This is a genomic window from Pseudomonas maioricensis (assembly GCF_022790535.1).
Classification (GTDB): Bacteria; Pseudomonadota; Gammaproteobacteria; order Pseudomonadales; family Pseudomonadaceae; genus Aquipseudomonas; species Aquipseudomonas maioricensis.
Genome location: NZ_LOHG01000009.1, coordinates 13,315 through 35,195, shown reverse-complemented (window position 1 = coordinate 35,195; position 21,881 = coordinate 13,315). Strand labels below are relative to the sequence as shown.

At 58.5% G+C, this 21,881-nt stretch carries 12 protein-coding genes and 2 pseudogenes; 3 read left to right on the top strand and 11 right to left on the bottom strand.

Annotated features, from left to right (window positions below; genetic code table 11):
* Window positions 1–20: 20 nt before the first annotated feature.
* The 8 genes and pseudogenes from AUC61_RS15300 to AUC61_RS26625 form a co-directional block, all read right to left on the bottom strand.
* Entirely contained in the window at window positions 21–4,055 is a 4,035-nt protein-coding gene (locus AUC61_RS15300) for a cellulose biosynthesis protein BcsC (protein ID WP_243247100.1), read from the bottom strand.
* Window positions 4,031–5,176, bottom strand: coding sequence for a cellulose synthase complex periplasmic endoglucanase BcsZ (gene bcsZ, locus AUC61_RS15295; protein WP_243247099.1), 1,146 nt, complete (start codon window positions 5,174–5,176; stop codon window positions 4,031–4,033). The genes AUC61_RS15300 and bcsZ overlap by 25 nt, the downstream gene beginning before the upstream one ends.
* 170 nt (window positions 5,177–5,346) lie before the next feature.
* On the bottom strand, window positions 5,347–7,623 hold the full coding sequence (gene bcsB, locus AUC61_RS15290) for a cellulose biosynthesis cyclic di-GMP-binding regulatory protein BcsB (protein ID WP_243247098.1): 2,277 nt from the start codon (window positions 7,621–7,623) through the stop codon (window positions 5,347–5,349).
* A complete protein-coding gene (bcsA, locus tag AUC61_RS15285) occupies window positions 7,620–9,854 on the bottom strand; it encodes a UDP-forming cellulose synthase catalytic subunit (protein ID WP_243247097.1) in 2,235 nt (744 codons plus the stop codon). Before bcsA ends, bcsB begins: the two co-directional genes overlap by 4 nt.
* Complete coding sequence (gene bcsQ, locus AUC61_RS15280; RefSeq protein ID WP_243247096.1) at window positions 9,851–10,996, bottom strand: cellulose biosynthesis protein BcsQ; 1,146 nt, start codon at window positions 10,994–10,996, stop codon at window positions 9,851–9,853. Before bcsQ ends, bcsA begins: the two co-directional genes overlap by 4 nt.
* A 399-nt stretch (window positions 10,997–11,395) precedes the next feature.
* Window positions 11,396–12,568, bottom strand: a complete 1,173-nt coding sequence (mltA, locus tag AUC61_RS15275) for a murein transglycosylase A (RefSeq protein ID WP_243247095.1) — start codon at window positions 12,566–12,568, stop codon at window positions 11,396–11,398.
* Between the two features lie 196 nt (window positions 12,569–12,764).
* Window positions 12,765–13,199 (bottom strand): annotated as a pseudogene (locus tag AUC61_RS26630) (methyl-accepting chemotaxis protein); the annotation flags it as partial.
* 108 nt (window positions 13,200–13,307) lie between these two features.
* A pseudogene (locus AUC61_RS26625) lies at window positions 13,308–13,988 on the bottom strand (PAS domain-containing protein); the annotation flags it as partial.
* Window positions 13,989–14,467: 479 nt separating this feature from the next.
* On the opposite strand from AUC61_RS26625, the gene gmd reads away from it, so the two are divergent.
* Both gmd and AUC61_RS15260 read left to right on the top strand, forming a co-directional pair.
* Window positions 14,468–15,499, top strand: a complete 1,032-nt coding sequence (gmd, locus tag AUC61_RS15265; protein WP_243247093.1) for a GDP-mannose 4,6-dehydratase — start codon at window positions 14,468–14,470, stop codon at window positions 15,497–15,499.
* Window positions 15,499–16,392 (top strand): GDP-mannose 4,6-dehydratase, encoded by an 894-nt coding sequence (locus AUC61_RS15260; RefSeq protein ID WP_243247092.1) that lies wholly within the window; start codon window positions 15,499–15,501, stop codon window positions 16,390–16,392. The genes gmd and AUC61_RS15260 overlap by 1 nt, the downstream gene beginning before the upstream one ends.
* A gap of 170 nt (window positions 16,393–16,562) precedes the next feature.
* Here AUC61_RS15260 and AUC61_RS15255 read toward each other — a convergent pair whose 3' ends face one another.
* From AUC61_RS15255 to AUC61_RS15245, 3 genes are read right to left on the bottom strand one after another with little or no spacing between them, the layout of a single operon-like run.
* Complete coding sequence (locus tag AUC61_RS15255) at window positions 16,563–17,777, bottom strand: cytochrome c (RefSeq protein WP_243247091.1); 1,215 nt, start codon at window positions 17,775–17,777, stop codon at window positions 16,563–16,565.
* 11 nt (window positions 17,778–17,788) lie between these two features.
* Window positions 17,789–19,981 (bottom strand): xanthine dehydrogenase family protein molybdopterin-binding subunit, encoded by a 2,193-nt coding sequence (locus AUC61_RS15250; RefSeq protein WP_243247090.1) that lies wholly within the window; start codon window positions 19,979–19,981, stop codon window positions 17,789–17,791.
* A gap of 11 nt (window positions 19,982–19,992) precedes the next feature.
* Entirely contained in the window at window positions 19,993–20,445 is a 453-nt protein-coding gene (locus tag AUC61_RS15245) for a (2Fe-2S)-binding protein (RefSeq protein ID WP_243247089.1), read from the bottom strand.
* 577 nt (window positions 20,446–21,022) lie between these two features.
* On the opposite strand from AUC61_RS15245, the gene AUC61_RS15240 reads away from it, so the two are divergent.
* Entirely contained in the window at window positions 21,023–21,874 is an 852-nt protein-coding gene (locus AUC61_RS15240; protein WP_243247088.1) for a sugar phosphate isomerase/epimerase family protein, read from the top strand.
* The last annotated feature ends 7 nt before the right edge of the window (window positions 21,875–21,881 follow it).

Here is a 21,881-nt window from a genome sequence, read left to right as displayed (position 1 = left end):
CACGGTGAATCTCCTGTCGCTTAATTGGAATAAGGGGAACGGTAAGGGCTGACCGGCAAGGCCATCTGGCCGTTGAAGTCATCGAACATGTAGCGCAGGTACAAACCACCGGTGAACTGTTTGTAGTCACGTGCGTTATCGATGCCGAAGTTACCGCCCATAAAGAAGTTACTGCCGAAGCGGTATTCGGCATTGGCGCCGAAGTTGTAGCCAACCCCGGTTTTGTTCTGTCCGCTGTATTGAGTCGGCACGCTGATACCGGACGCGGCGTAGACCTGCGAGACCTGCTCCAGCGCGGCCTGCAAAGCGTTGTCGTTCGGGAAGTACGGTGCAGCGTCCTGCTCGATGTGTTGCAGGCCGACCGACCCGCGCAGGGAATAGCTCAAACGATCCGTACGTTGCGACCAGCTCACCGGCACACCAATAGCGAAGAAGTTCTGCGGGCTGAAGTAGCCGCCGTTGCCGTAGGTGAAGTTGCTCTGGTTCTTGTCGTAGCTGATGCCAGTCAGGCTCAGGCCTGCGGTCAACTGCTTGCTGTCGTTGTTCTGCAGATACCAGTAAACCCCGGTACCGCCTTCCAGCCTGCTGTTGGACTCAACGTTGTTGCCCACCAGTTTGTGCACCGAGCCGTAACCATATGCACCGACATCACCGTCGTCATAACCCAGCTGCAGACGCCCGCCATTGGCGGTTACGCCGCCCCATTTCAAGCCACTGCGACGATCCTCAGCACCTGCAAAAGATGCCAGACTGTCGGTGACCGAACGCCGCGACAGGCTGATGCCATAACGGAAATCACTGCCATCGGTAAACGAACGATCCAGGCTGATGCCACCAACTACGGTGCTGTAGAGGAAGCCCATCGGGCTGGTGCCCAGATCGGTTTTCAAGCCCAGCGACGGGTTTTCATAGGCCAGGGCCAGGCCGATACCGTTGTCTTGCTGACGACCAATCGAGCCACCTGTGGAGCCCGCCAGCGAGTTCAGCACTGCGCTGCCAGGGCTGGCATTCAGAGCCGTTTGCAAGTTGGCGGCATCGGTAGCGCTAAGACCTGAAGTCAGCTGAGCGCCGGGAATCGCCGGACCACTGCCGAAGCGGTTTTCCGAATCCGAACCCACACTCCCGGCATTCAGCCAGACCGGCGTGACACGCAAGGCAATGCGGTTGTCGTCCAGCGGCCAGCTGATTTCCAGTGGCGCTTGTACTTCGGTCATTTTGCTCAGACCGGACTCGCTGTCGTTGCCGCGATACGTGACGCCCTGCGTTACGCGTGGGCTACGTTCTTGCTGGATCTGATCCAGCGCACGCTGCATCGACTGACGCGGGTCGGGCGAGTCTGCCGTGCTTTTACCCGGCAAGACTCGACCATTGCCATCAGTGCGAGGCGATAGCTGCGAATAGGCAGCCGTCTGATTGAACGTACGGCCATTGGATGCCACCGGCGCAGCAGCCGTTTCTTCAGCCGAGGCGACCTGTACTTCAGCAGGCTCGGGAATCTGATTGATGCTGCTTTCGCTCAGGCGCGATTCGCTACGTTGACCGCGAGCGCCCACAAAGGGGTTGGCGGCTACTACGCCCGCGAACGGGTTGGCATCCGCCTTCTTCACCGGTTCCTGCAACGCCAGCGCACGGCTATACAGCTCAGACGCCTTGGCGTTCTTGCCTTGCGCGCGGTACAAGCTCGCTGCTGTGGCCAGTATCTGCGGGTTATTCGGGGCCAGCGCCAACGCTTTATCGATGGCGGCTTCTGCACCGCGATAGTCACCGGACTTGTTCAGGGCCTGCGCCATACCGATTTGCAGTTCCGGGTCCTGAGGCTTTTTCGCCAGCAGCGGTTTGTAAAGCTCGATAGCTTTTTTGGCATCGTTGTTGGCGAGGAACATACGCGCCAACGAAGCAACGGCCAACGAGTCATCAGGCCGTTGCGCAAGGGCAGGAGCCAGCGTGTCATAAGCGGCGACCAGATCACCCTTCTCGCGCAGCAGATCGGCTTGACGCACGGTGTACAGGAACAGCAGATCGTCGTAGCTACGCTGTTCGGATGCCTGCAGTTTCTGGTTACGCAGGTCACGCAGGATCTGGTTCACCTGCACATCATCACCGGTCTTCAGCAAGATCCCGGCATAGGCCAGTTGCAGCGCCGGGGATGGAGAACTGCTCTGCGCAATTGCGCTACGCAGGATCGACAAACCGTGATCGGTATCACCCGCATCGGCGAAACCGGCAGCGACCGCGCCGAGCAGATCGGGCTTACCGCCGACGTTGAGTTCCGCCTGGCGGAGCACACTCAATGCCTGGGCACGATTACCCTGTTTAGTCAGCGTCGAAGCCTGACTGATCAGCGCCTGCACTTGCACGTCCCTGGCCAGTTGCTGCATGGCCGACGAGCGTTGCCCGGCCGGTATACGATCCAACGTAGTTTGCGCGGCTGACCATTCGCCAAGCTGGCTCGAAATCAGCGCACTGACGTACAACGCTTCGGGCTTTTGCGGGTTGGCTTTGACCAGTTCAGCAACGGTCTGACGCGCCTTGTCCGGCGCATCAGTCAACACATACAGACGTGCCAGATCGAAGCTCACCCATGGGTCTTGCGGGTCATTGCGCACCGCGTCCTGCTGGGCAATAACTGCGCCCTTGAGGTCGCCCGAGCGCTCGGCGTTTTTCGCCTGGCCCACAGCAACGGCGGCACGCAGCGGACGCAAATCGCCAATGCGCTTTTGCTGATCAGCGTTTAGCCCTTCGATCAATCGCAGCCCCTGGCTGGCCTTGCCGCCCTGCGACAGAACAGTAACCAGGCCAGCCAGCGCATCAGGATTATCCGCGTCCAGCGTCAGGGCCTGACGGTAACTGGCTTCGGCGCTATCTAGTTGATCCAGATCGGCCTGCACACCGCCCAGCGCCACATAACCTTCAACCTGACGCGGCTTGCTGGCGATGGCCTGTTGCAGCAAACGACGTGCGCCCTGCAAATCCTGTTCGGCTCGCGCACGGCTGGCCTGAGTCAGCAGATCCCAGTAGCGATTGCTGTCCAGCGCGGCTTGCCAGCGGGTATTCTTGCCACCGGCCGCAGCGCGTTTGAGCAGTTCATTGGCGTCGCTGGTACGCCCTTGTTTTTGACGCACCAGACCCAGGCCACCTAGCGCATCGCTGTCTTGAGGCTGGTCTTTGAGACGAGTCAGAAATGCCTGCTCTGCCACACCCAACTGGTTGTCCTGCAGCGCTTTGAAAGCTCTGCTCAGGTTGGAGTTTTCTGCGGCTACGCCTTCGCTGCGCAGCGTGTTCAAGTGCTCGCGAACTTCACTGTCATCCGGGTAAGCCTTGAGATAACTCTCGTATAGCGGCCCTTCAACAGCACCCGCCGAGCCCATCCAAAGCAACGCCTGGCGCCAGCTCTCGGTTGCTTCGCCGCCAAGCTCCTGCACGGTGGACAACTGTGCCAAACGCCGAATGCCTTCGATGCGGGTCGACTCGTCCAGCGTCAGGATTCTGGCCAGAGCCAGTTTGATACGCGGGTTGTTGGGCGTTTGTTGCAGTAGACGCTCAAGGCCCTGACGCGCTTCTTTCTGACCGTCTTTCGAATAGCCCAGGTACGAGTAATACCTCAGGCCCAGTTCACCTTGCGGCGGTTTGCCCGCGAACAACTGACGGTACAAGCTGATCGCTTTGTCCTGCTCGTCAGAGGCCATGGCCATCTGGATTTGGTCCAGCAGTTGCTCGTTGGCATCGCCTTGCAGGTTAATCGCCTGCTCCAGTTGCAGGGTCAACGGTGCATCAGGATGAAACTTGCGCATGAGCTGTAAATACTGCTCGGCCTGAGCCGGGCGCTTGGTGGTAACCCCAAGCATGCCCAGACCATGCAACGCATCAGCCTGCTGAGGATCGATCAGCAATAGCTTGTTCCATACCTCGGTCGCCCGGGCCGTGTCGTTATGCTCCTGCCAGTAACGTCCCTGCTGCAGCAAGGCCTGCCCGGCACTGTCGAGTGCGGCAAAACTGTTGCTGCTGAGCAGGGCGGCGAACACCCCTGAGATTACTGCGTGGCGGTGCGAGAGCATGTCTTCTCCCAGAAAGTCTGTAACTTTCCGTCGTCGAGAAAGTGGTAGCGCTGATCCATGTGACCGAGGGCAAACAGACCCAGCACGAAGTGGTAATACGGCGGTTGCGCGATCTTGACGGCCTCAGGCGTGAGGCTTTGCGCCATGAATGTCTGGACGCGCCTGGCTTGACGGTTGCGTTCAACGTCCTCATCCAGTGCATCGAGATACGGCAGCAGCGCTGCGGAGAAACCCCAAGGGCCGTCGCCACTGAGTTTTGCACTGCTGACCTGGACTTTTTCGGGAGGTACGCCATTGGCTGCGATGGCGCGCTGCATGCCGCGGAGGTGCTTCAGAATGGGCGCTGCCAGTGGATCCTTGCTCGGCGTAATGCCCGCCCACAAGTAAACGCGAATGGCATCGTAGCTGCCCTGCTCGCCCTTGATCGGGTCAACAATGAACTCGCCCTTGCCCGGCCCGGTGGCGCGATAGCTGACCCAGTCAGCCACAAAACCCTTGTGGCTGACGGCCTTGATCAGGGTGGCGGTGTTGACGGCAATTTCAGCCCACGGACCGCTGCGGTCGAACTCGGCAAAACGCCTCAGCAACGGAATCGGCATGTAGCTGGGGTTGAGCATCCATTGATCAGGCTTCACGAAACCGCGAAAACCCGGCAGGAGCATTTTGCCCAGACCGGGTAAGTCGGCGACTTCCTGAGTGACCACGTTGTGCAGGATCTTGCGGGCGGCATCTGTGTATTCGTCGTTTTCCCACAACCGCCCGGCTTCGAGCAGTGCGTAGGCAAACCACAAATCCGCGTCGGATGCCGAATTGTCGTCCAGCACACGCCACGTTCCGGCATCGTCCCTGCCCCAGAGCCATGCAGGCAGATGCGTGCTGATATCGCCAGCCGCCAGATTGTTCTGCGCCCAGTGCCACAGCTGATCAAAACTTGCCCGATCATTAGCGACCAAGGCAAAGAACATGCTGTAGGACATCCCTTCAGAAGAGCTGTTTAGCTGTGGGGTGCTGGCGTCCAGCACACGGCCATCGGCCTGCACGAAATGTTTATCGAAGGTCTGCCACAACGGCCAGGTCGTGACTTCACAGGTCCGAGCCTGGGCTAGCGTTGGTAGCAGCATCGACAGTCCCAGGGCGAGAGCACAAATGCTTTTCTGTAGGAGCTCACGAGCACCGCGAGGCAGCGATAGCGTTCTGCCTGAGACACCGCCATCGCGGCCTCGCGGTGCTCGTGCGCTCCTACAGGGGTCGTGTTGGCTGCACGACTGTGCAGTGTTCGAGGTGAAAGACATCAGCCTTCGACCCTTTCACGGGCCCGCGCACGTAGGGCGACGTAGGACAACAACGTCAGCAACGCTATACCGAAAGCAGACACAATCATCATCAACAGCACGTTGCGCGACAGCTGCCATTGCAGGTTCTTGAAGAACCCCAGCGAGCCGACGTGATACAGCTCTTCGGCCAGCAATGGCTCAACGGTCTTGCCGTGCACGACCACGAGGCTGCCCTGAATCGCCTGGGTGTAATCTTCATTGCCGGTGACGGCGTTGGTCACGTCCTGAAGGGTTTCCGGCGTGCCGCTGGAAATCACCACGACGCTGCGACCACTCTGCAGGGGCGATTCAAAGCCGGTCAGGTAAGAGCTGCGTTTTTCGCCGGAGAACGCCAGAGCCATGCGCGCATTACGCTGATTGACTTCCAGATCCGGGCTCACCCAGTCACGCAGGCGGAACGACAGGTTGGAAAGCTTGAAACTCTGCTGAGCATCATTGGCAACGATGGGCAATTGATTGGCCCACTGCTTGAGCAGCGGCTGATTATCGCCAGAAGCCAGAACCAGCAAATCTTTGCCAGCCACTGAAGCCACTTGCGCGGCCTGAGTGACGGTGACCGCAGTCGCCGGATAACCCGTCGACTGACCGAAACGACCGAGGATTGTCAGGTAGGCACTCAGCTCGGCGGCACCGGCATTGTCAGGCAACACAACGGCGGTTTCCGAAAGGTCAGCCATGCGCGTGAACGGGAAACCCGAGTCCTTGAACACGCCCAGGTTAGGCATTGCGATGAAGTGTTTGTAGCCGCTCAGGTCCAGCGTCGAATCCGGGTCGATACCGGCGCGCATGTTGTCGATGATGATGTCCTGACATTCACCCTGACGGATGTAGTCGAACATATAGCGCAGTTGCAGGCGCGACTGCAGGGCCACCGAGTTGAGCGGCAGCAACATGCGCGTCTCACGGGACAGGCTGTCATCTTCTTTCTTGATCTTCGCCAGCAGGCTCTTGTCGAGCTTTTCCAGGGACGGCAACTGTTTGGCTTCAATCAGGCGATCATTGAGGCTGACGGTGAGCGACGAGTTGGTCGAAGTCTGCTGAGGCGTGTAGCGATATTTAAGATTCAGCGGCGCGCCGTCTTCTTGCCAGCTGGACAGATCCGGCGGGAAGTTGAGCGGCACGACGATGTCCCCGGGGTTGTAGCCCGCGACATTGAATTTTTTGGCTTCGAGCAATTCACCCAGCTTTACCGGACGATCACTTGGCACCCAGTACGGCGCGTCGTAGGGCTTGCGCGGCGGCAAGGCTTGAAGGCTGTCGATGACGACACTTTCACCGGACAGTGTCTGGCGCCCCAGCACCAGAGCGGTGGCTGCGCGCTTGAGCTCTGCCGTGTCGCGCCCACTGACGACCAGGATCTTGCCGTTGGCATCGTTGGGGTTGGTCACGACCGACAACGTCGGGCCTTTGGCCGCAGGGATATTCAGCCCGCCGATGTCTTGCGCGGTGCTGCCATTGACCAGTACCACGGCATTGCCGGTGGCTGGCAAGCTGTTGATCTGGGCAGGAAACACCGAACCACGGTAGCTTGCCAGCGAGCCGAACCAGGACGACACCACACCGGCGGCTTCCACGGTTCCGTTATCCGGCGCAGCGCCGAACACGATAGGCAGATTCAAAAGACGGGCATCGCGACGATCAAAAAACGGCTGAGGCAATGCCGCCAGATCGTTTGCCGTCGTCAGCGGCGTGACTTGAATCTCCAGTTGCGAAGTATTGCCCACCCTCGCCCACAGGCTGGAGTGCAGCGGGTCTTCACAGCTCATCGAGTAGTGCCCGATAAACTGCAGGCTCAGGCGGTTGAACTCGGTGATCAGGTGCGAAGGGATCTCGACAATCTGGGTCTGCGGCTTGCCTGCGCCTTCTTTGCTCAGTGGCAGGCTGGCGGCCACTTCATCGTTGACCATCACATTGAGCTGCGACATGTCTTCAAGCAGGGCCGGTGAGTAGCTGTACTCAAGCTTGAGTCGCGCGCCGGTGACAATCTGGTCGGCACGGATATCGAAGTTGACCCCGTCGGCGGATTCAACACCGCGTAACACCATCGGGTAAACACGACCAAGCTGCTTGAACGTCAGGCTGTAGTCGCTGCTGGCGGCAGGCGTTTCGCTTGTCACTGCAGCGGTGTCCGCCAATACCGAAGTGCTGACCAGTAAAGCCAGCACGGAAGAAAGCCGTTTCAGCGTATTGCCATTAACGGGCCGGTTCCCGCGTACGAAATACGAAGAAGTCATGGCATTTCCAGAGAGTTTTCAGAAGTTTTGGAAGAGCGGCGACGCCACCAGAGAAGTCGACCGATATCGTTTCGTGTGGCGCTGAACAGCTCGCAGACACCGCGCCAGCCGATCTGGCCCACTTCGCGCAAGGCCACCAACGGGGAGTCGGGCTTGCCCTGCCCCCAACTCGCGGCCCAGGTGTCGGCACGGGCGAACGTCAGACGTACCAGTTCGCTTTGCTGACGCAGCGACAGGTCGATGAAGCGAGCGCCGATATCGCCATTACGGGTAAACACCACGTTGGCCGGGAACTCGCTGCTGTAGTTTTTGCGGAACAGCGCAATCTGGATGACTTCGCCATTCTGGATACCGGCATCGGCAGGCAACTTCATGCCCAGACCCGTCTGGGAAAAGTCCTGTGTTACGCCGTCGATCTGACTGCCGTCGGCCCGGGTGACACGCACCGGCAATTGCACTTGCACACGAGGTTCGGTACGGACCTGACGTGTCTCACTGGCCACTGCGATCGCAGCGCTGGTGATCATGATGTTGTAGATGGTCCACGCCATGTTGATCACCAGGGTCAACGTGGCCGCATCGTTGCTCCACCCACTGTGGAACAGGGTGTAGATGCCGATGCAGAACACTGTGGCATTCAGCCCCAGCAAGATGATGTAGGGGCGAGCCAGCGTCCAGTCGAAGTATTTCTCGTCAACGATCCCGCCCTTGTCGGTCACGTTGAAGCCGCCGAACTTGGGATTGATCATGGCCATCAATACCGGCCCCATGATGTACCAGGCCAGAACAGCCTCGTAGACCTCGTTCCAGAACGAATGCCGGAACCGGCCCTGAACGGCGGAGTTGGTCAGACTGGCGTGGAAAATATGCGGCAGCACGTAGGCGGTAATCATCAGAGCCGATGCGTGCATGACCTCCGCACCGAACAACAGGTACGCCAGGGGAGCAGTGAGGAACACCAGTCGCGGCAAACCGTAGAAGAAGTGCAGCATGGCGTTGGCATAACACAGGCGCTGGCCCAGCTTCAGTCCTTTGCCGAGCAAAGGGTTATCAGTACGGAAAATTTGCGCCATGCCCCTCGCCCAGCGGATCCGCTGCGCGATATGTCGCGAGAGGCTTTCAGTTGCCAGACCTGCCGCTTGCGGGATCGCCAGGTAGGCGGTGTTGTAGCCCTTGCGGTTCAGTTTGAGCGCGGTGTGGGCATCTTCGGTGACGGTTTCGACTGCAACGCCGCCGACTTCCAGCAAGCTGGTACGACGCAATACGGCACAGGAGCCACAGAAGAAAGTCGCGTTCCACAGGTCGTTGCCGTCTTGCAGCAGACCGTAGAACAGCTCACCTTCGTTGGGCACCGACCGGTATGTGTCCAGATTCTTCTCGAACGGGTCTGGCGAGAAGAAAAAGTGCGGCGTCTGCAGCATGGCGAGCTTAGGGTCCTTGAGGAACCAGCCCATCGTCACTTGCAGAAAAGAGCGGGTCGGCACGTGGTCCGCGTCGAACATGGCGATGTATTCGCCATGGGTAACCTTGAGGGCTTCGTTAAGGTTGCCGGCTTTCGCATGACGGTTGTTGTCGCGCACGATGTAGCCCACGCCGATTTGCTCGCAGAACTCACGAAAATCCTCACGACGCCCATCATCAAGCACATAGACATTGAGCTTGTCCCGAGGCCAGTCGATGGCTTGGGCAGCAAAAATGGTCAGCTTCACGATGCTCAAGGCTTCGTTGTAAGACGGAATAAATACGTCGACGGTCGGCCACTCGCTGGGCGGGTCAGTCATGATCATCGGCTTGCGACGCAGCGGCCAGGCGGTCTGCACGTAACCCAGCACGATAACCACCAGGGTGTAGAACTCAGCCACGATCAGGCCGTAGCCCAGCAAGCTGTCCAGCCAGTTGTCGAAGTCCAGGGTCGAGGTCAGGCGCCAGTACATGTAGCGCAGCGATGCCGTCAGCGACAGCATGATCAACGCCAGCACCGAGACTCGCCCCGGGAACTTGCGAAGGACCATCATGGCGGCGAAGCACAGCAGGCCGAAGGCGCACTGGGCGTACAACTCCAGAGGGGCGGTGACGACAAATAGCATCAGTACCAGGCCAACCGCGAAAGCGGCGAATTTAAGCGCCCGGGCGAGGCCAACGGGCAAGCCGTCGACAGTCTTCACAAGGGCATTCAGGCACAGTTCTGCGCGTGTCCGCGGTCGGGACACTTCAGGTACTACCGAGGTCATGAGATGTAGGACTCTTTGGCTTTCTGCGTCATTAGTTGAGCGGTCATGGCTCGGCCCAGGGCCAGCATGTCCTTGCAACCTTCAGAGGCGCAGGCGCCTTCGAGCGGGTTGCGACCATAAGCCAGGGCCTCGCTGATGTCATGATCGACATTCACAACACCCAGCAATTGCCTGCCCAAGCGGCGTTCGAGCACCACCAGCATGTCGCGCGAGAACGCTCGCGAAGCATCGAACTGGTTGATGACATAACTGCACGTGAACGGAGTTGAGCGCGGCCTGCTTGTAGAGAGCAGACGTTCCATTTGATCGAGCGTCTGGTAGGAGGCGGCGTCTGCGGTGGCGACGACCAGAATATGGTCCGCCACGGTCAGCACTTGTTCCAGATAAGCCGTGCGGCCTGGAGGCGTGTCGATCACCACGACGTCACGCTCTCCCAGATCCATGCGCGCCAACTGACGGGCGAGCCACTGCGGATCACTGTCCAGAAAGCGCTCCAGAGTGCGGCGTTCTTCTTCATTCAATATGCCGTACGGCAGCAATTGCGTGCCCGCCGAACCTGGCAGCAACAAGGAGCGCCAGTTCTCGCCCAGCAGGCTGGCATTGCCCATACCCGCAACATCCGGGCTGACTTGCAGGTGGTACTGCAAGGCACTTTGCGGATCGAGGTCGATGGCCAGGGTTTGCCCGCCTTGCAGCCGCAACACCGTTGCAAGGCCGGCACTGAGGGTGGTCTTGCCCACGCCGCCTTTGGGGGAGACGACGGCGACAACCTGAGCCTTCAAGGGCTTGAGCGGTTCTTTACCGAGGGATTGCAGCAGTGCTTGCTGGTTACGCGCGGCTGCTTCCGCTTCACGTGCGCGAGCCACTTCCCGCAATAGATTCTGCAGCGGGGTCGAAGCAGGACGCGGCTGGATTGTCTCAGCGTGATCGGGCTCACTTGCGAGACTCTGTGCCTGCAAAGACGGGAGAGTCGAGGACTGGGGTTCGCCTGGCGTTAGATCAGGCGACACCGCTCGTATATCTGACGGCCGCACTGCAGAAGGCTTTTCCTTGTAGTCGAAGTCGCCTTCAATTTCCAGGTAGCTGTCCGTACTTGCCCCGAAACTTCGGAATAAATTTCCAACGTCATCTGCGCGTTTCATTGAAGCCGACCTCTGACTACCAGCTAGCTGAGCATCAGCTCATACGAAAATATTAGTACCAACTGTGTGATATCAATATGATGGTGTCAATATTTTGTAACAGCCTGAATGAACTTTCCAGATGAGCGGTGTCAGCGACAGAAAAACGTCATATCTTTGGCGACGGAAAGACGTCATGCAAAGCGATTGATACCCTCAAAACCATAGAGAGCAAGGCCTGCAGCTCGTCAGCTAACCACTTTTGCACTTGTTTGATGCATCACTAATACGCTATGGCCGAAAGCGCAACGTTGTTGGGCACAATCAGATTTTGCTCAAAAAGAAGCCCCGACACGGTGCTTGGACACCGTCCGGTGCTCACTAAAGTATTATTCGATGACCAAGGTAGTATGTTGGCCACTATCCCTGAGGCACAGGCATACCCTTGGGCCACAGCAACCAGATATTGCCCTTCTGTTTCATATCACCGGCCAAGTGGCCTGCCTCATCACCCGTGCCCCAGAACAAATCGGCACGAACCTCTCCGGCAATCGCACCGCCTGTATCTTGAGCAGCAACCGGGCGAACCAGAGCGGTACCGTCTGGTCGGGTCGTTGATAGCCAGAGCAGGCTGCCCAGCGGGATCACTTTACGGTCGATCGCAACGCTATAACCCGCCGTCAACGGCACATTCAATGAGCCGCGAGGCCCTTCGTTGCTGTCAGGGTTGCGGGTGAAAAACACATAGCTGGGGTTGCTGCCCAATAGCTCGGGGATGCGTAACGGGTTGGCTTTGGCCCATGCGGCGATGCTGCCCATGGTGACGTCTTCCTTGGGAATCGCGCCCTGCTCTACCAGCCAGCGACCAATGGCCCGGTAAGGCCTGCCGTTCTGGTCCGCGTAAGCGATGCGAATCTGCTTGCCGTTATCCAGGCGTACCCTGCCAGAACCCTGAATTTGCAGAAACTGCAGATCCATCGGGTCAGTCAACCAGGCAACTACGGGCGCATTCAGGCCTTGGGCATTGATGGTGGCGGCATCATCGTAAGGCTTGAGTACACGGCCTTCGAGACGCCCGCGCAGACGTTTACCCTTGAGTTCCGGGTAGATGCTTTCCAGGTTCACAATAATCAAATCGTCAGGTACGCCGTAGATCGGTACCGAGGCCTTGGCCGTTTTGGTCAGGCTGCCGGGATAGACCGGCTCGTAATAGCCAGTGATCAAACCATCGGCGCTGCCGGTTGCTGAGCGCATGCCGTAGACCTGAAGGTTTTCCTGCAGAAAGCTGCGAATCTGCGCAGCACCTGCATCCAGGGGCACTGCAGCAGCGGCAGCACAGGTCGCGCCCCAGACCGCATCGGCCTTGAGGCGCAGACAGGCGCTACGCCATGAGGCGAAACCGGCTTGCAGATCCGAATCCGAGACAGCAGGCAAAGCATCCCAGTTCGCCTGGGTATAAGTGGTGTGCGGCGGTGCCGGTGGTTCTGGCGGCGGCGCGGGCTGTTTATCACCGCTATCACAGCCAGCGAGCAGGATGGCAAAAGGCATGGCCAAGGCAAAACCCTTGCGCCATTGCTTGAAAGAGAGGTTCATGAGCACCGAGGCTCCCCTGGAGCGGTTTGGCTGGCAAGGGTACTCAATGCTTACGCCGGGCGAAACCCGGCATCGTGCAGTTAACAACGAACCTGTAGGAGTTGTCGGAGGTTACGACGGCGCCGATTGCGCTCTGCATGACACACAGCAATCGCAGCCTCCGGCAGCTCCTACAGGGACGTATTGCAGTAAGGATTCACTTCAGCTGATTGGCAAACCGGCTCACGGCCCCCACCACCTGTCGGGCGCCTTCCTGAATTTCGACAATCACCGAACCCGCGTCGTTTGCCAGCCCCAATCCCTGTTCAGCCTGACCTCGACTGTTGGCCATGCCGCGTACAGCAGCATCGACCAGATTCTGGTTTTGCTGCACCACGCTGACAATTTCCTCGGTGGCGGTGCTGGTACGCCCGGCCAGTTGCCTGACCTCATCGGCGACCACCGCGAAGCCTCGTCCCTGCTCACCGGCGCGAGCCGCTTCGATGGCCGCGTTGAGTGCCAGCAGGTTGGTTTGCTGGGCAATCCCACCGATGGTCTGCACGATAGAGCTGATCAGCAACGATTGCTTGCCCAGCGCCTCAATGCCCTCGGAGGCCGACTGCATCTCGTCAGAAATCTTGCGCATGGTATCCACGGTATCCTGCACCACCGTCGCGCCACGCTGAGCGCTCAAATCTGTACGCTGGGATATTTCGAAAGCAATGCCCGCCGCCTCGCTGACCTCCACCTCGCGCTCGACCTGATCCGTCACTACGGTGGCGAACTTCACGACCTTATAGAGCTTGCCCTGAGCGTCGTGCACCGGGTTATACGTCGCCTCCAGCCAGACCACGCGGCCGTGAGCGTCGATACGCTTGAATCGGCTGGCGACGAACTCACCACGGTTCAACGTCGCCCAGAATTCTTTGTACTTCGATGAAGAGGTTTCTTCAGGCTCGCAAAACATACTGTGATGCTTGCCCTTGATCTGCGAAAGGCTGTAACCCATACCGCGCAGAAACTGATCGTTGGCGGTAATGACATGCCCGCCAAGATCAAACTCGATGACCGCAGTAGAGCGCAGCAGCGCCTGGATGAACCCGGCGTTTTCCGTCGCCAGTTCAATCGCCTCGGTGATGTCTGAACCGAAGCAACGGATCTGCGACAACTTGCCGTCTGCGCCCATGATCGGATACCAGATAGCCCGCACCCAGGCCAGGCTGCCATCCACTTTGAGGAAGCGGTAGTTATCGATGACCGATGTGCCAGCATCCACCGCAGCCCTCAGGTTGCGATAGCAATCGAGCTGTTTAACGTAGGAAGGCACCAGTTCATCCATGGAGCGCCCACGCACGTGCTCGGCGCTGTACCCCAGGGATGTGAGGAAGTTGGCATTGATATCAGTAACGCGATAGCTGGGATCGAGGGTGATGGAGAGCATCTGCGCGTTCATGCCGGCTTCCATCTGCCTATAAACATCCAACTCGGCTTGTTGCGCCTGTAATTCCCTTTTCAAGCGAGTGTTAAACATTAGGCCACCGATCAATCTATTAAGTGTGTAAGTGTGTAAGTGTGTTTCGGTTATCGGCAAGTGATGAGAACGGCTGAATGACCCTTGGTCAGATTTCAAGCGCGACCTGCAAAAGCGCTACACACCGCCGTATGCCTGAGGCTGGACCACATCGGGCTCACCACTTACCCCCGTATGAATGAATAAAGCAGACTTTCCGCAACGTTGCGTTTTTTTTGCGAGATGTTGCCAACCAGCTTTACTTGGTGGGTACGTCGTCTAGCATGGCTAGGGTTTCGCGTAACGTCTGCCCCGCAGTCTCAAGGATGGTCGCCCGATGCCGTTCAGGTCATGAAGACCCATGAACCGGTGACCGCTCTATCCTCTTGAATGGAGTTGAAAGCCATCGTATGAAAGCAATCGTTACCGGTATTACAGGACAGGATGGAGCCTACTTGAGCGAGTTGTTGCTCGAAAAAGGCTACACCGTCTATGGCACTTACCGCCGTACCAGCTCAGTCAATTTCTGGCGCATCAATGAGCTAGGCATTCAGAACCACCCCAACCTGCATCTGGTTGAGTACGACCTGACGGATTTGTCAGCCAGCATCCGTTTGCTGCAGAAAACCGAAGCCACGGAAATCTATAACCTGGCCGCCCAGAGCTTCGTCGGCGTTTCGTTTGAGCAGCCGTTCACGACGGCAGAAATTACCGGCGTCGGCGTCGTTAACCTGCTGGAAGCCATTCGCATTGTTAACCCGAAGATTCGCTTCTATCAGGCATCCACCTCCGAGATGTTCGGCAAGGTGCAAGCCATCCCGCAAATTGAAAGCACGCCTTTTTACCCGCGCAGTCCTTACGGGGTAGCCAAGCTTTATGCGCACTGGATGACGATCAACTACCGCGAGTCCTATGGCATTTTTGGCACCAGCGGGATTCTGTTCAACCACGAATCGCCTCTGCGCGGGCTGGAGTTCGTGACCCGCAAGATCACGGACTCGGTGGCCAAGATCAAACTGGGCCAACTGGAGTCGTTTTCACTGGGCAACATGGACGCCCAACGCGACTGGGGCTACTCCAAAGAGTACGTGGAAGGCATGTGGCGCATGCTTCAGGCTGACGAGCCGGACACCTTCATCCTTGCCACCAACCGCGTGGAAACCGTGCGGGATTTCGTCACCATGACGTTCAAATCCGTCGGCATGGACATCGAGTGGAAAGGCAGAGGAGAAGACGAGCACGCGCTGGATAGCGAAACAGGCAAGGTTCTGGTGACGGTCAATCCGAAATTTTATCGTCCGAATGAAGTCGAACTGCTCATCGGTGATCCGGCCAAGGCAAAGAAAATCCTCAGCTGGGAGTCTAAAACCACGCTTGAGGAGCTTTGCCGAATGATGGTTGAAGCAGACCTGCTGCGTAACGAAAGAGGCATCAGCTTCTGATGAGTATTGCTGGCAAGCGCGCATTGATTACCGGCATTCAGGGTTTCACTGGACGCTTTATGGCCGCCGAGCTGGCGGCTCAGGGCTGCGAAGTCATCGGCATAGGTCGCCAGCCTTCGCAGCAGGCGGGTTACTTTCAGGCCGACCTGGCCGATGCGCCAACGCTGCACAAATTGTTGGCCGAACTCCAGCCGGACATCGTGGTGCACCTTGCTGCGGTAGCTTTTGTTGGACACGGCGTGGCCGACGCTTTTTATCAAGTCAACCTGATAGGGACCCGCAATCTGCTGGAGGCCATTGACGCTTGCGGTAAAACCCCGGAGTGCGTGCTGATCGCGAGCAGCGCGAATGTCTACGGCAACACGTCAGAAGGGTTGCTGAATGAAGCCACCGCGCCTTCGCCTGCCAATGATTATGCCGTCAGCAAAATAGCCATGGAGTACATGGCCAACCTTTGGCATAGCCGCCTGCCTATCGTCATCACCCGCCCGTTCAACTACACCGGTGTGGGCCAGGACGAGAATTTCCTGCTGCCCAAGATCGTTTCCCACTTTTTGCGCAAAGCCGGGCAGATCGAGCTGGGCAACCTTGATGTGTGGCGAGACTTCAGTGACGTGCGCGCGGTGGTCAGTGCTTATCGGGGGTTGCTGGAGGTTCAGCCTATTGGCCAGACCATCAACGTCAGCTCGGGGATCACTCATTCGCTACGCGAAGTGATCGACATGTGCAGCGAAATCACCGGCCATGAAATCATCACTGAAGTGAATCCGGCGTTTGTCCGGGAGAATGAAGTGAAGACGTTGTGCGGGGATAACTCGCGCCTGCGCGAGCTGGTGCCGAACTGGCAGACACCGCCGCTGAAAGAGACGTTGCGGTGGATGTTGGAAGGCTGATGCACGGCTAATGACCCACATCTTGAATTGGAATGGGAATCCTCTGTGGGAGCTGGGCTTGCCCGCGATAAGGCTGGCGCGATTCTCTTTAGATCGCGTCCAGCCTTATCGCGGGCAAGCCCGGCTCCCACAGAGGAGAGCATTTCAATTTAAATGATAAGCACCGCCAATCAGTGCAACGAAGCCTCTCTCGATTTCGCTACGTCTTCAGCCTTCACTTCACCATTGCTCTGCCCAAACCGGCGCAGGACGAATGTGCTGACCGCTGCCAGCTCGGTATCGTTGTAAGCGCGGGCGAAGTCGGGCATGCGTTGATCGGCGCGGAGCATGCCTTGGGTGTGGCCTTCCAGCAACGTTGCCATCAGGTTGGTGCCTGCCGGATCGTTGACTGTTTTCAGACCGATCAAGGTCGCAATAGCCGACTGATTACCCGTACCGTCGAGGCGGTGACAGCCCACGCAGGAGTCGGTGAAGACTTTGTTGCCAAGGCCTTTTTCCGACTTGTCGTTAACGGCAGCCGTCGGCCGCGGCACACCTTCGCTACGTGCAGGTGTGGACTTTAGGTACACGGCGATCGCGTTCACATCTTCCGGCGTCAGGTAGCGCAGGCTGTGTTCGACAGCATCCGCCATCGGCCCACCCGCACCGCCATAACCCGGCGCGTAACCTTTGGAGAGATAGCTCACCAGCGCCTCTTGCGGCCAGGCACCAATCCCGTGTTTCGGGTCAGAGCTGATGTTGTAAGCGCGCCAGTTGCCAATTTCGCCACCGGCCAGGGATTTGCCGCTGCTCATGGCCTGGAAGATATTGCGCGGGGTATGGCATTCGCCGCAGTGGCCTGGGCCTTGAACCAGATAGGCGCCACGATTCCATTCGGCCGACTGCTTGCTGTCGGGCACGAACCGCTCGTTACCGGCAAAAATTGCGTTCCAGAAGAACATGCCCCAGCGCTGGTTGAACGGGAACGCCAGGTCGTTTTCCTTCGGCTTCTGGCTGATCGGCTCAAGGCTGAACAGATAGGCCTTGATCGCCAGAATGTCTTCGCGCGGCATCAGCGTGTAAGAGGTGTAAGGGAAAGCCGGGTAGTAATGCTTGCCGTCTTTGCCGACACCTTTTTGCAGGGCGCTGACGAACTCGTCGTCGGTCCAGTTACCAATACCGGTTTCTTTATCGGGGGTGATGTTGGGCGAATACAGCGTGCCAAACGGCAGCTTGAATTCCAGCCCACCGGCATAGGGCTTGCCGCCGGGTACCACGTGACAGGCCACGCAATCAGCCGCGCGGGTTAGATACTCACCTTTGCTGATGAGGCTTTGATCCGCAGCCTGAGCCGTGAGCGCAAAGCTTGCACCCAGCACGGCGAGCGCATAATTCAACGTTTTCATGATCGCGCTCCTTAAAGAGTGAAATAGCCGAAACGGCTCAGTGGCAAACGACGCTCGCGTACTTTCGACGCGGCGAACACGGCATTGACCAACGCGGCAGCGGCAGGCACTGCACCGGTCTCACCAACACCACCGGGGCTTTCTTCACTCTTGATCACATGCACCTCAACCGGCGGTGCATCACTCATGCGGATTTGCCGATAGGCGTGGAAGTTGGTCTGCACGACCTGGCCTTTCTCGATGAGGATTTCGTTGAACAGCGCAGCCGACAGGCCGAACAACGTGCCGCCCTCCATCTGCGACTCGACAGACCTCGGGTTGGTGGCAAAGCCGCAATCCACTACGGTAATCAGGCGCTTGATGCGCAGCCCTTTATTAGCCTGCACTTCCAGCTCGACGATAGTCGCCACAAAGCTGCCAAATACCGCGCTGACTGCTACGCCACGACCGTGGCCTGCTGGCAAAGGGGTTTTCCAGTCCGCAAGTTCTGCGGCTTTCTTTAATACAGCCTGAGCGCGCGGCTGTTCCTGCATCAGGCTCAAGCGGTATTCAACCGGATCAACCTTGGCGTTGTGCGCCAGCTCGTCGATGAAGCTTTCGACGGCGTAGGTGCTGCGCAACGGACCCACGCCACGCCACCATGAAACCGGAATGACGTCCGGGTCCTGGCGGATGTAGCGCACTTGCAGGCTGTCCAGTTTGTAGACCGGATCAATCGCAACCTCCACAGCGTCAGCATCCACGCCGCTTTCCGGCAGCTTGCCCACGTAAGCGGCCATGACTGAAGCGCCAGCGATGCGATGCTCCCAACCGACCGGTTTACCGTCTTTGCCCAGCGCCGCATTCATGCGATCCACGTAATGCGGGCGGTACTTGTCGTGGGTCATGTCCTCTTCTCGGCTCCAGATCAGTTTGATCGGATAGCTGAGCTGGCGGGCGATGTCCACTGCCTGAAAGATGAAGTCCGACTCCAGACGACGACCGAAGCCGCCACCGATGAGCTGGTTGTGGATAACTACTTTATCCACAGGCAAACCGGCCACCTTCGCCGCGCCCATTTGCGCAAAGCCCGGCGCTTGGCAACCGACCCATAGCTCGCACATGTCAGGGCGAACATGAGCAACACAGGTCATCGGTTCCAGCGGCGAATGAGAAAGGAACGGCTGCTGGTACACGGCTTCGAACTGACTTGAAGAGTTCTTTAGCGCCGCGCCGATATCACCGGTCTGCTTGGCAAACACGCCATCTTTGGAACTGGCATCCAGCAGTTCTTTATCCAGCTGTGCGGAATCAATCGACGCGTGCGGACCGAGGTCCCATTCGATTTCCAGCGCCTTGAGCGCTTGCTGGCAGGACCAGAAATTGGTCGCGGTAACGGCGACAGCATTCTCCAGGCGGACCACATCGCGCACGCCGGGGACTTTACGGGCCGCCTCGTCTTTCACGCTGCGCAGCTTGCCGCCGTGGACCGGACAGGTCAGCGACGAAGCAATCAGCATGTCGGGGATTTTCACGTCGATGGTGAACTGCGCCGAGCCGTTGACCTTGTGCGGCGTATCCAGACGTTGGGCGGAAGTGCCCAGCAATTTGAAGTCGGCGATAGCCTTGAGCGGCACATCCTTGGGAACCGGGAGCGCGGCGGCAGCTTCTACCAGTTCGCCATAGGCGAGTGACTTACCATTCGGACCCAGCACCTTGCCGTTTTCGGCACGGCACAGGCTTGGCGCGACGTTCCAGCGAACGGCGGCGGCTTCGATTAGCAGAACACGTGCGGTTGCTCCGGCTTTGCGCAATGGCTCCCACGTGTAGCGGGTCGATGAAGAACCGCCGGTGGCCTGGAACTGCAGAATGTTGTCGGTATACAGCGCAGCGTCGGGCGGCGACTCTTCAATCCTCACCGAGCTGAGCGGCACTTCCAGCTCTTCGGCGACCATCATCGCGATGCCGGTCTGCACGCCCTGACCCATTTCGATTTTCGGCGAGATCACCGTGACCTGGCCGTCGAGGGCTACGCGTACAAAGGCACCGAAACCCGGTGAGGCCTTGTCACCCAGACGAGCAGTGCTGACCGCCTCTGCCGCCATGCTGCGTGTTGCCATTGGCGGGAGCCAGGTGCTGATCACCAGCCCGCCGAGAGAAAGCGCGCCACCCTTGAGCAGCCCGCGGCGCGACACCGTCGCTGCAGATCCTTTTACTTCTGACATGGTGTGTTCCTTCAGGCCTGACTGACGCTTTTGATAGCGGCACGAATCCGCGTGTAGGTCGCGCAACGGCACAGATTCCCGGCCATGGCCTCGGTGATCTGTTCATCGTTGGCGTCAGGATGCGCCTGCAACAACGCCACAGCAGACATGATCTGCCCCGGCTGGCAGTAACCGCATTGCACGACTTCGTGCGCGAGCCAGGCTTTTTGCACTTCCTGACCGACCGGCAATTCGCCGACCGCTTCAATGGTGGTGACCTTGCGTCCGGCCACGGCACTGACCGGCAACACGCAAGAGCGCACGGCCTGGCCATCGAGATGCACCGTGCAGACGCCGCACTGGGCAATACCGCAGCCATATTTGGTGCCCGTCAGGCCCAGCACGTCGCGCAGGACCCAGAGCAGTGGCATGTCTTCAGCGACATCCAGCTCATGCTCCTGACCATTGATCAGTAGTGTTTGCATCGTAAAACCTCTGGTATTCATCACGGTTAGCCGCTGATACGTCGGGTTGGCGACGCTGGTCCACAGCGGTGTCGGTTCTGTACGGTTTTTCTGTGATCACCCGGATCGTTGCCGGGTGATTTAAAAGTAGCGTGCCTATGACAACCCCGGAGGGATTAATCCGGTCGGCAGAAGCAAAAAAGAAAGACAGTTGGCATGGCAGACGCTCTACGGCGTGACTTGCGCAATACCTTGACGAGGATCGTCAGCAAAACGGTCGTGCGCGAATAGTACGCTTGTGCTGACGTGAGACGAAATGCCTATAACTCCGGGGTTCGTGCCTTAAGCACCGGTTAGCAACCGTTGGAGCGAGGCTTGGTCTGGGCGGCATTCCGGCGAATCAGGCACCTCGGGTTTTCCCGGATACGGTGTCATCGTTCTTCGCGAGCAAGCACCACTCCCACAGTGGATATGCGCTAGCCGCTGATACTTCACAAATCTCTGAACTATCGATTTGAGCTTTCCTATTCTTCCCGATCATCACGCCCACCTAAGATCAAGCCGCGCCACACGCCCGTGCAATCTTTGAGGTCGATCGATGAAGCTGGAAATATTCCGCACCCTCTGGGGTTATACCGCGAGTAAAACTCAGGCCCTGGAAGAACTGCTTGAAGCGGGGTTCGACGGTATGGAAGCTCGCCTCCCGCTGGCTGCCGCCGAGCGGGCCGAGTTTGCGGCATTCTTGCGAGCCAATCGGGTGGGGTATATCAGCACCGTATTCACGGCTTACGACGTGCTGCCAGAACAATCAGCCACGGTCGCCGAACACCTCACTGATCTGGACAAGAAACTGGGCTGGGCCAGCGAACTGTCGCCGCGTTTCGTCAACGTACTGGCGGGCAATGATCGTTGGCAATTACCACAACAAGTGGAGTTCTTCGGTCAGGCCCTGGAACTGGCACGCAAACACGGTCAGTTATGCACCTTCGAAACCCACCGCTCACGGTCCCTGTTCAACCCATGGGTCACGCTTGAGTTGATTCGGCAATTGCCGGACCTGCGTTTCACCAGCGACATCAGCCACTGGATCGTGACCTGCGAGCGTCTGCTCAACGACCCCGAAGACGACCTGAGCGCCTTCGTCGAACGCGTTCATCACATTCAGGCACGTGTCGGTTACGACCAGGGCCCACAGGTGCCCCACCCTGCTGCACCGGAATACGCAAAAGAGCTGGCCTTCCATCAGCAACACTGGGAAGCGATCTGGCGCTCGCAACAGGAGCGCGGCTATCAAGTCACCACGCTGACGCCAGAGTTCGGTGCCGATGGCTACTTGCACCACCTGCCCTTCACCAATGTCCCGGTGGCCGATCTATGGTCGCTGAACACCTGGATGGGCAAGACCGAACGCGAACACTTCCAGCGCTTCACTCAATCCACCCACCGCTAATGGAGCC